The organism is Pseudomonas putida (assembly GCF_022627325.1).
In the GTDB taxonomy this organism is placed as follows: domain Bacteria; phylum Pseudomonadota; class Gammaproteobacteria; order Pseudomonadales; family Pseudomonadaceae; genus Aquipseudomonas; species Aquipseudomonas putida_X.
The window spans coordinates 90,418-104,928 of the sequence record NZ_JAETZZ010000004.1; the positions used below are offsets into that span (position 1 = coordinate 90,418).

At 62.2% G+C, this 14,511-nt stretch carries 13 protein-coding genes; 2 read left to right on the forward strand and 11 right to left on the reverse strand.

What is annotated here, in order from left to right:
- Nucleotides 1-32: 32 nt before the first annotated feature.
- The 5 genes from JNA92_RS08025 to JNA92_RS08045 all read right to left on the reverse strand — a co-directional run bounded on the left by JNA92_RS08025 (nt 33) and on the right by JNA92_RS08045 (nt 5,272).
- Nucleotides 33-1,196 carry a type III PLP-dependent enzyme gene (locus JNA92_RS08025; protein WP_012316125.1) on the reverse strand — a complete coding sequence of 388 codons (1,164 nt, stop codon included), beginning with the start codon at nt 1,194-1,196 and terminating at the stop codon, nt 33-35.
- A 633-nt stretch (nt 1,197-1,829) separates the two neighbouring features.
- Complete coding sequence (locus tag JNA92_RS08030) at nt 1,830-2,987, reverse strand: osmoprotectant ABC transporter ATP-binding protein OsmV (protein ID WP_241804198.1); 1,158 nt, start codon at nt 2,985-2,987, stop codon at nt 1,830-1,832.
- Entirely contained in the window at nt 2,984-3,637 is a 654-nt protein-coding gene (locus JNA92_RS08035) for an ABC transporter permease (RefSeq protein WP_012316120.1), read from the reverse strand. Before JNA92_RS08035 ends, JNA92_RS08030 begins: the two co-directional genes overlap by 4 nt.
- Nucleotides 3,634-4,545 carry a glycine betaine ABC transporter substrate-binding protein gene (locus tag JNA92_RS08040; RefSeq protein ID WP_241804199.1) on the reverse strand — a complete coding sequence of 304 codons (912 nt, stop codon included), beginning with the start codon at nt 4,543-4,545 and terminating at the stop codon, nt 3,634-3,636. Before JNA92_RS08040 ends, JNA92_RS08035 begins: the two co-directional genes overlap by 4 nt.
- Before the next feature lie 13 nt (nt 4,546-4,558).
- Nucleotides 4,559-5,272 carry an ABC transporter permease gene (locus JNA92_RS08045; RefSeq protein ID WP_241804200.1) on the reverse strand — a complete coding sequence of 238 codons (714 nt, stop codon included), beginning with the start codon at nt 5,270-5,272 and terminating at the stop codon, nt 4,559-4,561.
- Between the two features lie 473 nt (nt 5,273-5,745).
- Here JNA92_RS08045 and JNA92_RS08050 point away from each other — a divergent pair, with 473 nt between their 5' ends.
- Nucleotides 5,746-7,329: a peptide chain release factor 3 gene (locus JNA92_RS08050; protein ID WP_241804201.1), complete on the forward strand. Its 1,584-nt coding sequence runs from the start codon at nt 5,746-5,748 to the stop codon at nt 7,327-7,329.
- A gap of 97 nt (nt 7,330-7,426) precedes the next feature.
- Here the strand turns inward: JNA92_RS08050 and JNA92_RS08055 are convergent, their stop codons facing one another.
- The 4 genes from JNA92_RS08055 to JNA92_RS08070 form a co-directional block, all read right to left on the reverse strand.
- Nucleotides 7,427-8,506, reverse strand: a complete 1,080-nt coding sequence (locus JNA92_RS08055) for a polyamine ABC transporter substrate-binding protein (RefSeq protein ID WP_241804202.1) — start codon at nt 8,504-8,506, stop codon at nt 7,427-7,429.
- Nucleotides 8,507-8,558: 52 nt separating this feature from the next.
- Nucleotides 8,559-8,900, reverse strand: coding sequence for a cupin domain-containing protein (locus JNA92_RS08060; RefSeq protein ID WP_241804203.1), 342 nt, complete (start codon nt 8,898-8,900; stop codon nt 8,559-8,561).
- Nucleotides 8,901-8,932: 32 nt separating this feature from the next.
- Nucleotides 8,933-10,339: an NAD(P)/FAD-dependent oxidoreductase gene (locus tag JNA92_RS08065; RefSeq protein WP_241804204.1), complete on the reverse strand. Its 1,407-nt coding sequence runs from the start codon at nt 10,337-10,339 to the stop codon at nt 8,933-8,935.
- A 64-nt stretch (nt 10,340-10,403) separates the two neighbouring features.
- Nucleotides 10,404-11,213 carry an AraC family transcriptional regulator gene (locus JNA92_RS08070; RefSeq protein WP_241804205.1) on the reverse strand — a complete coding sequence of 270 codons (810 nt, stop codon included), beginning with the start codon at nt 11,211-11,213 and terminating at the stop codon, nt 10,404-10,406.
- 253 nt (nt 11,214-11,466) lie between these two features.
- On the opposite strand from JNA92_RS08070, the gene JNA92_RS08075 reads away from it, so the two are divergent.
- Entirely contained in the window at nt 11,467-12,366 is a 900-nt protein-coding gene (locus tag JNA92_RS08075; protein ID WP_241804206.1) for a hypothetical protein, read from the forward strand.
- A gap of 205 nt (nt 12,367-12,571) precedes the next feature.
- On the opposite strand, the gene JNA92_RS08080 is transcribed toward JNA92_RS08075, so the two are convergent.
- Both JNA92_RS08080 and JNA92_RS08085 read right to left on the reverse strand, forming a co-directional pair.
- Entirely contained in the window at nt 12,572-13,540 is a 969-nt protein-coding gene (locus tag JNA92_RS08080) for a peptide ABC transporter ATP-binding protein (protein ID WP_039603794.1), read from the reverse strand.
- Complete coding sequence (locus tag JNA92_RS08085; RefSeq protein WP_241804207.1) at nt 13,540-14,508, reverse strand: ABC transporter ATP-binding protein; 969 nt, start codon at nt 14,506-14,508, stop codon at nt 13,540-13,542. Before JNA92_RS08085 ends, JNA92_RS08080 begins: the two co-directional genes overlap by 1 nt.
- Nucleotides 14,509-14,511 lie beyond the last annotated feature (3 nt).

Genomic DNA, 14,511 nt, shown 5'->3' on the forward strand with positions numbered 1-14,511 from the left:
ATGAAAACGGGGCCTTTCGGCCCCGTTCTGCATTACAGGTAGTAGGCCTTCAGCGGCGGGAAGCCGTTGAATTCCACTGCGCTGTAGCTGGTGGTGTAGGCACCGGTCGATAGCCAGTAGAGGCGGTCACCGATCGCCAGGTTCAGCGGCAGGCCGTACTTGTAGTGCTCGTACATGATGTCGGCGCTGTCGCAGGTCGGGCCGGCGATGACCACTTCTTCCATCTCGCCTTTCTTTTCGGTCCAGATCGGGAACTTGATGGACTCGTCCATGGTTTCGATCAGGCCGGAGAATTTGCCCACATCGGTGTACACCCAGCGCTCGACAGCGGTACGCGATTTGCGCGCAACCAGCACGACTTCGCTGACCAGGATACCGGCGTTGGCGATCAGCGAGCGGCCTGGCTCAAGGATGATTTCCGGCAGGTCGTCACCGAAGTCTTCCTTCAGGAAGCGGATGATCTCTTCAGCGTAGGTTTCCAGGCTGTTGGTGCGGGTGATGTAGTTGGCCGGGAAGCCGCCACCCATGTTGATCAGCTTCAGCTCGATGCCGTCTTCTTCCTTCAGGCGCTCGAAGATCACTTTGACCTTGGCGATCGCGGCGTCCCACACACTGATGTCGCGCTGTTGCGAACCCACGTGGAAGGAAATGCCGTATGGCACCAGGCCCAGGTCGCGGGCCAGGATCAGCAGGTCCATGGCCATGTCGGTCTGGCAGCCGAACTTGCGCGACAGCGGCCAGTCGGCGGTGGTGGAACCTTCAGTCAGGATGCGTACGTAGACCTTGGAGCCCGGGGCGGCCTTGGCGATGTTGCGCAGGTCGGCTTCTGAATCGGTGGCGTACAGGCGCACACCTTTTTCAAAGAAGTAACGGATGTCCTTGGACTTCTTGATGGTGTTGCCGTAGCTGATGCGGTCGGCGCTGACGCCACGGCCCATGACCTTGTCCAGCTCATAGATCGAGGCGATGTCGAAGCTCGAGCCTTTCTCTTTGAGCAGGTCGATGATCTCGACCGCCGGGTTGGCCTTGACCGCGTAGTAGACCTTGGCGAACTCGAAACCGGCGCGCAGGTCGTCGTAGGCCTGGCTGATCATCTGGGTATCGATGAGTACGAACGGGGTTTCCTGCTTGTCGGCGAACGCCTTCATTTTCTGGAAGGTGTCACGCGCGAAATAGTCTTCGACCTGGATCGACATGCTCAGGGACTCCATGGGCAAACTGAAAAGATAAGTGGCTGCAAACTGAACGTCCTCCGTATCCCCACTTTGGTTCGCCTACTCAGTACTTGAGCCGGATGGATCGTTTCCAGCATGGACGTTCGGCGCGCACTTTAGGGCGTGAAGAACCCAAGATCAACAGGCAATCGGGGCGTGTCGACCCACGATCGACGCGCTGCCACTTGAATAACCGACTCGTGTGACCAGCAGATGTTCCCTGAACCCTGGCAGGCGTAAAAAATTGTGGAATAGACCGTCTTTGGCCCATTTCGGGCAAGCCCGTTTCCATAGGCTTGGCGGGCTTTCTGCAAAGTGGCCTGGCCTGCAAAAAAAAGCGGAGGTGTTCATATTAATGGCCACGGTCATGGCTATTGCAGTGCCTGAAATTCCCCATAAATTTTTTGTTACCGACTGGCGGATTTCCTGCGTTTTATGAGGTGCACTACTAATTTTCGCCATTGGCTACGGACCGAAGATGGTCAACCTGAGATTGGCGGCGGGGGTGAAGCACTTCTTTGACAAGCCTTTGGGCAGGGCGGTTTAGGTTTCCGATGTCACTATTCCCCCAATCGCCGGCAAGCCGGCGATTGGGGCACGAAGCGCCCCCTTCGATCAGGAAACCGCCGCCTCGGCCGGTGACACGATGCTGGTCTTGGCCCCGCGCGATCTCCCCGAGCTCAGGTAAGCCGCGATCGACTCCTGCGTCACCTCGCCCAGGAACACCTGCTCGGCATCCAGCACCGGCAACCACGCGCGGTTGAACTCGTACATCCGCGACAGCAGGATGCGCAGGTGCTCATCGTGCGAAGCCGTTGCATTGAACTGGCGCAGGAAGTCTGCACAGGTACCTTGCTGGCGGTGCATGTCGCGCCGGCGTACATACCCCAGTGCCTTGTTCTGCGCATCGGTGACCACCACATAGCGGCGATCGTGCTCGTCCAGCAGCTCCAGCGCATCGCCCACCGGCGTTTGTGGGCTCACCGAAGGGGCGTTGTCCGCCGCATCTTCGGCGCGCACCAGCAACAGGCGTTTCAAGGTGCTGTCCTGGCCGACGAAGTTGCTGACGAAGTCATCGACCGGGTGGGCCAGCAAGGTGTCCGGGTGGTCCAGCTGCAGCAACTTGCCGGCGCGGAAGATGGCAATCTTGTCGGCCAGCTTGATCGCTTCGTCGATGTCGTGGCTGACCATGATCACGGTCTTGTTCAGCGCCCGCTGCATCTCGAAGAACTCGTTCTGGATCATTTCGCGGTTGATCGGGTCGACGGCGCCGAACGGCTCGTCCATCAACAGCACCGGCGCGTCTGCGGCCAGCGCACGGATCACCCCGATGCGCTGTTGCTGGCCACCGGACAGTTCACGCGGGTAGCGTTGCAGATACTGCTTGGGCTCGAGCTTGATCATGTGCATCAGCTCGCGGGCGCGGTCGTGGCACTTTTGCTTGTCCCAGCCGAGCAGGCGCGGGACCACAGTGATGTTTTCCTCGATGGTCATGTTGGGGAACAGGCCGATCTGCTGGATCACATAGCCGATGTGGCGGCGCAAGGTCACTTCGTCCAGGCCGTTGGTGTCTTCGCCATTGATGAACACCTGCCCGGAGGTTGGCGTGATCAGGCGGTTGATCATCTTCAGCGTGGTGCTCTTGCCACAGCCCGAGGGGCCGAGGAACACGCAGATTTCGCCTTCGTTGACGGTCAGGCTGACCGCCTCGACGGCTTTGACGTCCTTGCCGTTGACGTTGAAGGTTTTGCTGAGGTTCTTGAGTTCGATCATGAGCGCAGTCCTTCTGGAGTCAGGGCACGTTGCAGGGTTTGCAGGAGCAGGTCGGCGATGATTGCCAGCAGGCTGACCAGTACGGCGCCAACCAGCAGCATCGACATGTCGCTGCGGCTGATGGAGGTGAGGATGAGCACGCCCAGGCCACCGGCACCGATGGTCGCGGCGATGGTCATCACGCCGATGTTCATCACCACGGCAGTGCGCACGCCGGCGAGGATGACGGGTACGGCAATCGGTAGCTCGACCATGCGCAGGCGCTGGCCGAAGGTCATGCCGATACCGCGCGCGGCCTCACGGATGCCGGGCTCGACGTTGGTCAGGGCCAGGTAGGTGTTGCGCAGGATGGGCAGCAGTGAATAAAGGAACACCGCGGTGATCGCAGGCAATGGCCCCAGGCCCTGGCCGAACTTGGAGTAGAACGGCAGCAGCAGGCCGAACAGGGCAATCGACGGGATGGTCAGCAGCACTGTGGCACTGGCCTGCAGTGGGCCGGCCACCACCGGGAAGCGGGTCATCAGGATGCCCAGCGGCACGCCGACCAGGATTGCCAGGCCAACGGCAATGCCGACCAGCATGATGTGCTGCCAGGTCAGTTGCAGCACCAGGGCCCAGTCGAGGTGGGCGAACGTATCGAGCAGGCTCATGGCTGCACCTCCTTGAGTGGGTGCTCACGCAGGAATGCTGCCGCCACGGCCGTCGGGCTCTGGTGTTCGACGTCGACCTTGGCATTGAGCTGGCGCATGGTCTGGTCATCGAGCTGCTCGGCCAGTGGCTTGAGCAGGGCGACCAGTTGCGGGTTGGCGTCGAGCACGGCCTTGCGCACCACCGGGGCAGCGGTGTAGTCGGGGAAGTAGTGCTTGTCGTCTTCCAGCAGCTTGAGGTTGAACGCACTCAGGCGGCCGTCCGTGGTGTAGACCAGGCCTGCGAACACCTGGTTGTTGTGCATGGCGGTATAGACCAGGCCGGCATCCATCTGCCTGATGTTGGCACGGCCGACTTGCAGGTCGTACATCTCCTTCAGGCCGACCAGGCCGTCGGGGCGGTTGGCGAACTCGGTGTCCAGGGCGATCAGGTGGTTGCGCTCGCGTTCGTCGCGCAGCACCTGATTGAGGTCACTGATCGTGTTGATCTGTGGGTAGGCCTCGGCGACCTGTTCAGGCAGGCCCAGGGCGTAGGTGTTGCTGAACTTGGTCGGGGTCAGCCAGATCAGGTCTTTCTTGGCGTCCAGCGCCTTGACCTTGGCGTAGGTGGCTTCGGCACTGGGCATGCGCTCCTCGATGTGGTTGTAGGACACCAGCGACACGCCGGTGTACTCCCACATCAAGTCCAGCTGGCCAGTCTCCTGGGCCTGGCGCGCGAGGCTGCTGCCAAGGCCGCCGGTGACGCGCACATCGAAGCCATTGGCGCGCAGGTATTGGGCGGTGATTTCGGCGAGTACGGTCTGTTCGGTGAACACCCGTGCGCCGATGCGCACCACGGGTTTTTCCGCCGCCTGGGCAAAGCCTGCGAACAGCAGGGCCGCGCCCAGCAGCAAGGCGATTCTCTTCTTCATACGTTCCCTCTTTTTATTGGGCCAGGCCACGTTCCAGCCAGCGCTTGCTGGAGAAACTCACCGCGGCATCCAGCGCCAGGGCCAGCAACGCCGTGCAGGCCGCGCCCAGCAGCAGCTGTGGCTGGTTGTTCAGGGCAATGCCGGGGAAGATCAGGCTGCCGAGGCTGTTGGCACCGATCAGGAACGCCAGGGGCGCTGTGCCCACGTTCAGCGCCAGAGCCACACGCACTCCACCGACGATGATCGGTACCGCATTGGGCAGTTCCACTTGCCAGAGTCGCTGGCGCGGGGTCATGCCGATGCCGGTGGCGGCTTCCTTGAGCGAGGCGGGGACGTTTTTCAGGCCTTCGTAGGTGTTGCGTACGATTGGCAGGAGGGAGGCGAGGAACAGCGCGAAGATCGCGGGCCCGGCGCCGATGCCCAGGACACTGAGCGCGATGGCCAGAACGGCCAGAGGGGGAATGGTGTTGCCAACGTTGAAGAACTGCATGAAGCGCTCGGCTTTGTCGACCCGGTGCGGTCGACTCAAGGCAATGCCGGCGGGGATGCCCACGGCCAACGCCGCCGCCATCGAAGCCAGCACCAATACCAGGTGCGCTTGCAGGTAGAACCCAAGATCGTCGCGATAACGCGCGATCGTGTCGATGCCGATCCAGTGGATCAGCAGGGCCAGGATGACGAGCACGGCGGCCCATCCCAACAGCCCTTTTCCGTAGCGTGTAGCCACAGGTGGACTCCTTGTGTTGTCGGCGAGCACACTCTTTTTATGGCCGGCCATGGCTGGCGGCGAGTGGTGTGTTCGCGATTAGCAGCGTGACGCTTGCGCAAGGCAGCAATCAGACCATGAGCCGAACCCCGTCGGGCCCGAAAATGCTGATCAAACCAGTCCCCAAGCGAAGCGGGTTGCAGGGGAGTGGACGTCTCCGAGGGCGTAAAGGTTCCCATCTGGGGCGGCATTTGGCCAGTGTTAATCACTGGGGCGAGTGTTTTTTCGTACTAAAAAACAACGTGAATCCTGCCTAAAGGCGTTGGTTTACCTGCTATCTGCCCCACCTGTGACGCTGGACAACTTTTCTGACCAGCAGGCGAATCGCGCCCGATCGAGCATCGTTGACCAACGGCGGGGATCAGATTTTGGTCCCTGCCCAACATCAGGTATGATATCGCCCCTTTTTGAATCCCCCAGTCAGGCGATTTCCCATGACCAACCAGGCCGCCGAAGTCGCGAAGCGCCGCACTTTCGCAATCATTTCCCACCCCGACGCCGGTAAGACCACCATCACCGAGAAACTCCTGCTGATGGGCAAGGCCATTGCCGTCGCCGGTACCGTGAAGTCGCGCAAGTCCGACCGCCACGCCACCTCCGACTGGATGGAAATGGAGAAGCAGCGCGGTATTTCCATCACCACCTCGGTGATGCAGTTCCCGTACCGCGAGCACATGATCAACCTGCTCGACACCCCCGGCCACGAAGACTTCTCGGAAGACACCTACCGCACGCTGACTGCAGTGGACTCGGCGCTGATGGTGCTCGACGGCGGTAAAGGTGTAGAGCCGCGGACCATCGCCCTGATGGATGTCTGCCGCCTGCGCGACACGCCCATCGTCAGCTTCATCAACAAACTCGACCGTGACATCCGCGACCCGATCGAACTGCTCGACGAGATCGAAGCGGTACTGAAGATCAAGGCGGCGCCGATCACCTGGCCGATCGGTTGCTATCGCGACTTCAAGGGTGTGTACCACCTTGCCGGCGACTACATCATTGTCTACACCCCGGGCCACGGCCATGAGCGTACCGAGGCGAAGATCATCGAGAAACTCGACTCTGATGAAGCCCGTGCTCATCTGGGTGACGAGTATGACCGCTTCCTGGAGCAGCTCGAGTTGGTGCAGGGCGCCTGCCATGAGTTCGATCAGGACGAGTTCATCAGTGGCCAGCTGACGCCGGTGTTCTTCGGTACCGCACTGGGTAACTTCGGTGTCGACCATGTACTTGACGCCGTTGTCGACTGGGCGCCGCGCCCGCTGGCCCGTGTAGCCCACGAGCGGACCGTGGAGCCGGTCGAGGAGAAGTTCACCGGCTTCGTGTTCAAGATCCAGGCGAACATGGACCCGAAACACCGCGACCGTATCGCCTTCATGCGCATTTGCTCGGGCAAGTACGAGAAGGGCATGAAGATGCGTCACGTGCGTACCGGCAAGGACTTGCGTATCGGTGACGCGCTGACCTTCTTCTCGTCCGAGCGCGAGCAGCTCGAAGAAGCCTATGCCGGCGACATCATCGGCTTGCACAACCATGGCACCATCCAGATCGGCGACACCTTCAGCGAAGGCGAGGTGCTGGGCTTCACCGGTATCCCGCACTTCGCCCCGGAACTGTTCCGCCGCGTGCGCCTGAAGGACCCGCTGAAATCCAAGCAGCTGCGCCAGGGCCTGCAACAGCTGGCCGAAGAAGGTGCGACCCAGGTGTTCTTCCCTGAGCGCAGCAACGACATCATCCTCGGTGCGGTCGGTGTGCTGCAGTTCGACGTGGTCGCCAGCCGCCTGAAGGAAGAGTACAAGGTCGAGTGCGCCTACGAGCCTATCACCGTGTGGTCGGCACGCTGGATCAGCTGCGACGACAAGAAGAAGCTCGAAGACTTCCAGGTCAAGGCCATGGAAAACCTGGCGATCGACGGTGGCGGTCACCTGACCTACCTGGCCCCGACCCGGGTCAACCTGTCGCTGATGGAAGAGCGCTGGCCGGACGTCAAGTTCCGCGCCACTCGCGAGCACCACTAAGGGCAGCGGCAAGCTTCAAGCTTCAAGCTGCAAGAGGAAGCGAGCCTGCGTTGGCCCGCTTTTCTTGCCGCTTGCCGCTTGCCGCTTGCCGCTGCCGTCAGTTCCCGGCCTTGATGCTGGTCCAGATCCGCGTACGAATGCGGTCGATCTTTGCCGGCATCGCCTCCAGCGCGTACAGCTTGCCCATCATCTCTTCGCTCGGATAAATCATGGTATTGCCCTTGAGGCTCGGGTCCACCAGGGCGTCGGCCTTGAGGTTGCCGTTGGCGTACTGCACATGGTTACTGATGTTGGCCATCACCTGCGGCTGCAACAGGTAATTCATGTAGGCATAGCCCGCCTTCTCATCCGGTGCATCGGCTGGCATGGCAACCATGTCGAACCACATCGGCGCGCCCTCCTTGGGGATCGAATAGCCGACTTTCACCCCATTCTTGGCTTCATCGGCGCGGTTCTTCGCCTGCAGCACATCACCCGAGAACCCTACAACCACGCAGATATCGCCATTGGCCAGGTCACCGGTGTACTTGGAGGAATGGAAGTAGCTGATGTACGGGCGCACCGTCATCAGCAGGTCCTTGGCCTTCTGGTAGTCCTTCGGGTCTTTGCTGTGGTGCGGCAGCCCCAGGTAGTGCAGGGCGATGGGTAGCAGTTCAGGGCCGTTGTCGAGCACGGCAACCCCACAGCTCTTGAGCTTGCTCATGTACTCGGGCTTGAAGATCAGGTCCCACGAATCCACCGGGGCGTTGTCACCGAGCACGGCTTTGACCTTGTCGATGTTGTAGCCGATCCCGGTACTGCCCCACAGGTACGGAAAACCGTACTGGTTGCCAGGGTCGTTGACCTCCAGCGCCTTGAGCAGCACCGGGTTGAGGTTTTTCCAGTCGGGGAGCTGCGACTTGTCCAGCTTCTTCAGCGCCTTGCCCTGAATCTGTCGGGCCATGAAGTGGTTGGAGGGAAACACCACGTCGTAGCCGGAGTTACCGGTCATCAGCTTGCCGTCGAGGGTTTCGTTGCTGTCGTACACGTCGTAGGTCGGGGTGATGCCGGTGGTTTGCTGGAATTTCTGCAAGGTGTCGGGGGCCACGTAGCTGGACCAGTTGTAGATTTTTACCGAGTCGGCGGCATTGGCCACGCTGGCGGCCAGCATCAGTGGAGCGAGGAGGAGGGTGCGCATGTCGGGAGTACCTTGCTTTGTCTGTTGTTTTCGAAGGCAGGCGATCAGCGGATCAGAAGATGAGTACGTAGGTCTTGCGCACGGTTTCCTGGATATCCCAGATGCCCATGCTGTTGGCCGGTAGCATCAGTGCGTCTCCGGCTTCTATCTGAAGGGGTTGGCCGCCGTCGGGGGTGAACGTGCAGCGGCCCTTGATGAAGTGGCAGAACTCCTGTTGCGCGATCTGCCGCCGCCAGCGCCCGGGCGTGCATTCCCAGATGCCGGTTTCCACGCCATCGCTGCGCTCCACGCAGGTGACCGAGGTCACTGCCACGGGTTCGCCAAGCGGCACCGCAACCGGGTTGGAGCTGTCCAGCACGGCGCTTTCGGTGTGTTTGAACTGGGTGATGCTCATTACCGTTGGATCCTGTGTGGGTGAAAGGAAAGTCAGCGCATGAAGCCTTCCATGAAGTCCGCCAGCGAGCTGGCCAGGCGCCGCCGCCATGGCACTGTGGCGGGGTTGGCGAGGGTTCGGTCTTCATGCACGAAGCTCTGGATGATTGCGTTGTAGCCCAGCCAGCGGCAGGGTTCGGGCGGCCAGCTGGCCAGGCTCGACAGCGGACGGTTGTCGAGTACCCAGGGTTGTGCGGTCAGCTCGTTGTGCTGGTTGAGGATCAGCGCGGCCAAGGTGCGCCCACCGAGGTTGGTGGCGCCGACACCTTCTCCGCCATAACCGCCGGACAGGGCAATGCCGCGCTGGCGGTCACACAGCATGTGCGGGCGGAAGCGCCGGGCCATGCCCAGGTTGCCACCCCACGAATGGGTGATACGCACATGCTTGAGTTGTGGGAACAGCTCGCTGAACAGGTAGCGGCGCAGTTCGACTTCGGCCTCAGTCAGGGTGAAGTCTTCACGCAGCCTGCCACCGAAGCGGTAGCCACCGCGGGCGCCGAATACCAGGCGGTTGTCGGCGGTACGCTGGCCGTAGGTGACCTGGCGGCTGCTTTCGCTGAAGGCCTGGCCCTGGGACAGGCCGATCTGCTCCCAGGTCGATTCGGGCAAGGGCTCGGTGGCCACCAGCAGGCTCTGCACCGGCAGTTGATGCTTGCCCAGCGGTGGTAGGCTGGCAGCGTAGCCCTCCACAGCAGGGACCATCCACTGGCAGCGGATGCGCGCCAGGGGGGCACGGACCTCACCGGGCTGCCAGTCGACGGCGGGGGTGTTTTCGTAGATCGGCACGCCCAGCGCTTCCACCGCCCGGGCCAGGCCACGCACCAGCTTGGCCGGTTGGATGGTCGCGGTATGCGGGCTGTAGATCGCGCCGTAGGCGTTGCTCACGCGCAGCTGTAGGTCCAGTTGCTCGGGGCGCAGCCAGCGGTAGTCATCCTCGGTCATGCCTTGGCGGTAAAGGTCATCGAGGTACGCACGTAGGCTGCGCTCCTGTTCCGGGTAGCGCGCCGCACAGTACAGCACGCCGCCTTTGCGGTAGTCGCAATCGATGCCTTCGCGTTGCAGCACGCTGTGGACTTCGTCGGGGATGCCATGCAGCAGGTCGATGCTGGCGCGGCGTTGTTGCGGCGACAGGGTGGCAAGCAGGCGGTCTTCACCGAGCATGTTGCCCATCAGCCAGCCGCCATTGCGCCCAGAGGCGCCAAAGCCGGCAATGTTGGCCTCGATCACGGCGATGTTCAGCTGTGGCGCCTGGCGCTTGAGGTAGTAGGCGGTCCACAGCCCGGTGTAGCCCGCGCCGATGATGCACACATCGACGTCGAGGTCTTCGCGCAGGGCGGGGCGGGCGCACAGCGGCTCTTCGAGCTGGTCCATCCACAGGCTGAGCGTGCGCAAAGGTTGCATCGGGTTCGGCTCCACATCCGTCAAGGTCTGTGGGCGATCCTAGTGGCGTTGGGGGATGGCTGTCTTACGTGCGTGCACGCAGGGAAATTTGCTTCAGATAGGCCTTGGGCGTAAGCCCGGTATGTTCGCGGAAGCACTTGTAGAACGCCGACAGGGAGTTGAAGCCCGCGCTGAACGCCAGGTCGTCGATCGGCGCCTCGACGCTTGCGTCATCCAGGCTGGCCAACAGGTGCTGGAGCCGGGCCTGGTTGACGTAGCGGTAGAAGCTTTGCCCCAGCACCTGGTTGAGCAGGTAGGAGATCTGGTTGCGGCTGTAGCCGCTGGCGTCGGCGACCTGTTGCAGGTCCAGGTCCGGGTCAAGGTAGGGGCGCTGGCGCTGGAAGTAGTGCTCCAAGTCCTGGGCCATGGTCGACAGCTGTCGCGGTGACAGGCCCAGGCGGCTGGTCGCCGGGCGCGGACCATGGCTGACCGTGGCTGCGTTGCCATGGCGCACCAGGGTGGCGTACTCATTGACCCGCCAGATCAGCCCGTCCTTGACCGTGATCGCTTCGCTGGACTGAAAGGCCACCAAGCCTTCACCGCCCTGCACCGTGACCTGGTACTGGATGAATGCCGTGCTGCCGTCTACGCGGATGCGGTCACCATGGACGATGTCCTCGCCAGCTTCGTGCGGCAGGCTGGCGCGGACGTAGTCACGCAACGCGTCGTAACCGAGTACGCGGTTCTGGAAAAAGTCGTGGTACTGCACGTCCGGGTGATACAGCGCAATCACCCCGTCGAGGTCGCGGTGCTTCCAGCACAGGTGGTAGCGCAGGACGGTTTCGGCGGTGATGGGCGTTTGCTCAGGGCCGTCGGCAAGGAGGATTGGGGTCATGGGTCGATAGTGCCGGGGAGGGGGCAAGCAGGCAAGCCTGTGGGGCCTGGGATGCGTGGGGCCGGTCTTCGCGAGCGTTGCATAAACCCTGAGTCGCGTGCCTCGATTCGGGTGTTTTGCACGGTCCTAGGACGCGCGCTTGAGCTAAGCCATTGATTTGGCTACATGTCATTTTTTGACACAACTGGCACAGCCGCTGCAATGGTTAATGCGCGAATGGAATTTTCGCTAACAACATAAAGGCGCACACATCATGATCACCCCTGCCGACTATCCCGTTGTAGATACGCAAAGCCGCTCAGGTGTTTCCTGGGCGGCGATCTTCGCTGGCGCGGCCGCCGCTGCGTCGGTGTCCCTGATACTTGTGGTACTGGGCGCCGGCCTTGGCTTTGCGGCCACCTCGCCGTGGGCTGACGAAGGCGCGAGTGCAAAAGCGCTGGGCGTTTCGACCATCGTCTGGCTGCTGGTGACCCAGATCATTGCTTCAGGCCTCGGCGGTTACATCGCGGGTCGGCTGCGTGTGAAGTGGGCAAACTTGCACGGCGATGAAGTGTACTTCCGTGATACCGCCCATGGCTTCCTATCCTGGGCGGTGGCCACTTTGGTAGCAGCGATGCTGATACTGGGTGCTGCCGGTAACCTGGTGGGCGCAGGTGCCAGTGCGGCTTCCCAGGCGGCCACCGTATCTGCCGCCGCAGGTGCTTCGTCGGCCAACAGTAGCGACAATGACTCGATGGGCTACTTCGTCGATAGCCTGTTCCGTGGCGACGGCCCGGCGCCGGTCAGCGAGGATGCTGCGAATGGCGTAGCGGCCCGCATTCTGGCTAAGGGTATTGCAGGAGACGGCGCGCTGCCCGCCGAGGACCGCGCTTACCTGGCGCAGTTGGTCGCACAGCGTACCCGCCTGAGCCAGGCCGAAGCTGAAGCGCGCGTGGACCAGGTGATGGCCCAAGTACAACAACTGAAGACCGATGCCAAACAAGCAGCCGACACCGCTGCCAAGGTCGCTGCCTGGACAGCGCTGTGGACCTTCGTCGCGCTGCTGTGTGGGGCCTTCTTCGCCAGCTTGGCTGCCTTGTATGGCGGTCGTCTGCGTGACCGGGTGCAGTGGGTTGAGGGCGACTACGTTCCACACCGCACCGTTCAACGTTAAACAAGGAGAATTACCATGCGCTCGATACTGCTGTGGATGCTTGGGGTACCGATTCCGGTGATCATTCTGATCGCGATATTCATGCATTGAGGCATTAGGGGCCGCAGTGCGGCCCATCGCCGGCAAGCCAGCTCCAGGTTCAGCGCTGTTGAAGAAGCAGTGCACTATCTGGAGCTGGCTTGCCGGCGATGGAGGCTAAGCCCCTTTAAAGAAACTGCTCGGCGTAGTGACACGCCACCTGCCGGCTCCCCACCTGCCGAAACGCTGGCTCTTCCTTGCCACACCGCTCGGTCGCATACGGGCAGCGTTTGTGAAATGCGCACCCATCCGGGGGATTGAGCGGATTGGGCAGCTCACCGGCAATGCGGATCTTCGGCTTCAACGGGTCCGGGTGAATCGCCGGTGTCGCGGAAAGCAGTGCCTGGGTGTAGGGGTGCAGCGGTTTTTCGTAGATATCTTCCTTCGGCCCCATCTCTGCCGGCCGCCCCAGGTACATCACCAGCACCTGATCCGCCACATGCCGCACCACCGCCAGGTTGTGCGAGATGAAGACGTAGGCGGTGTTGAACTCCTTCTGCAGGTCCATGAACAAGTTCAACACCTGCGCCTGGATCGATACGTCCAGCGCAGAGGTCGGTTCGTCGGCCACCAGCACCTTGGGTTGCAGCATCATCGCCCGGGCCAGGGCGATGCGCTGGCGCTGGCCGCCCGAGAACATGTGCGGGTAGCGCTGGTAGTGCTCAGGCCGCAAGCCCACCTGCTCCATCATCTTCTGCACTTTTTCGCGGCGCTCGGCCTTGCTCAACGAGGTGTTGATCAGCAGCGGCTCGGCCAACTGATCGCCGATTTTCTGCCGTGGGTTGAGCGAGGCATAGGGGCTCTGGAACACCATCTGGACGTCGCGGCGTAACTGCTTTCGCTCGCTTTTGCTGGCACCTTTGACCTCGGTGCCGTCGATCTGCAACGAGCCGGAGGAGGGCTCTTCGATCAATGTCAGTGCGCGCGCCAGCGTGGACTTGCCACAACCGGACTCACCCACCACGGCCAGCGTCTTGCCGGCTTCCAGTTCGAATGACACACCATTGAGTGCGCGTACCAGGGCGTGGCCTTTGAATAGCCCGCGGGACACTTCGTAATGCCGGGTCAGCTCCCGAGCGGTTAGAACGACGCTCATCACGCCACCTCCTGGTTCAGCGGGTAGAAGCAACGCACCAGGCTATGGGCCTGAGGGTCAAGGGGCGGGCGTTGGCGCCGGCAGTTGTCCTGCACGTATGGGCAGCGTGGCGACAGCAGGCAGCCGGCCGGGCGGTCGTAACGGCCGGGGACGATGCCGGGCAGCGTGGCCAGGCGTTCGGCGCCGATGCTGTGTTCAGGGATCGCCGCCAGCAGCGCTTCGCTGTACGGGTGCGCGGGCACGTCGAACAGCTCAGGCACCTGGCCCACTTCCACGGCTTGGCCGGCGTACATGACGCAGACGCGCTTGGCGGTTTCGGCGACCACGGCCAGGTCATGGGTGATCAGGATGAGCGCCATGTTGCGCTCTTGCTGCAGGTTGACCAGCAGTTCCATGATCTGCGCCTGGATGGTCACGTCCAGCGCCGTGGTCGGCTCGTCGGCGATCAGCAGCTTGGGTTCGCCGGCAATGGCCATGGCAATCGCCACCCGCTGGCTCATGCCACCGGACAGTTGGTGCGGGTAAGCGTCCAGGCGGCTTTCGGCGGCCGGGATCTCGACCTTCTTCAAAAGCTCCAGCGCACGCTGGCGCGCAGCCTTGCCCTTCAGGCCCAGGTGCTGTCGCAGCACTTCCTCGATCTGGAAGCCTACGGTGTAGCTGGGGTTAAGCGCGGTCATCGGGTCCTGGAAGACCATGGCGATGTCCTTGCCCACCACCTTGCGCCGCTGACGGCCGCTGAGCTTGAGCATGTCGGTGCCGTCGAATGTCAGGGCGTCGGCGGTGATGCGCCCGGGGGCCTCGATCAGGCCCATCAGGGCCATCATGGTGACCGATTTGCCCGAGCCGGACTCACCGACGATCGCCAGGATTTCGCCGGCGTCGACCATCAGGTCAAGGCCGTCCACCACGGGCACCGCATTGGCATCGCCGAAGCGCACGTTGAGGTTGTCGATTTGTAAAAGTGGCATGGC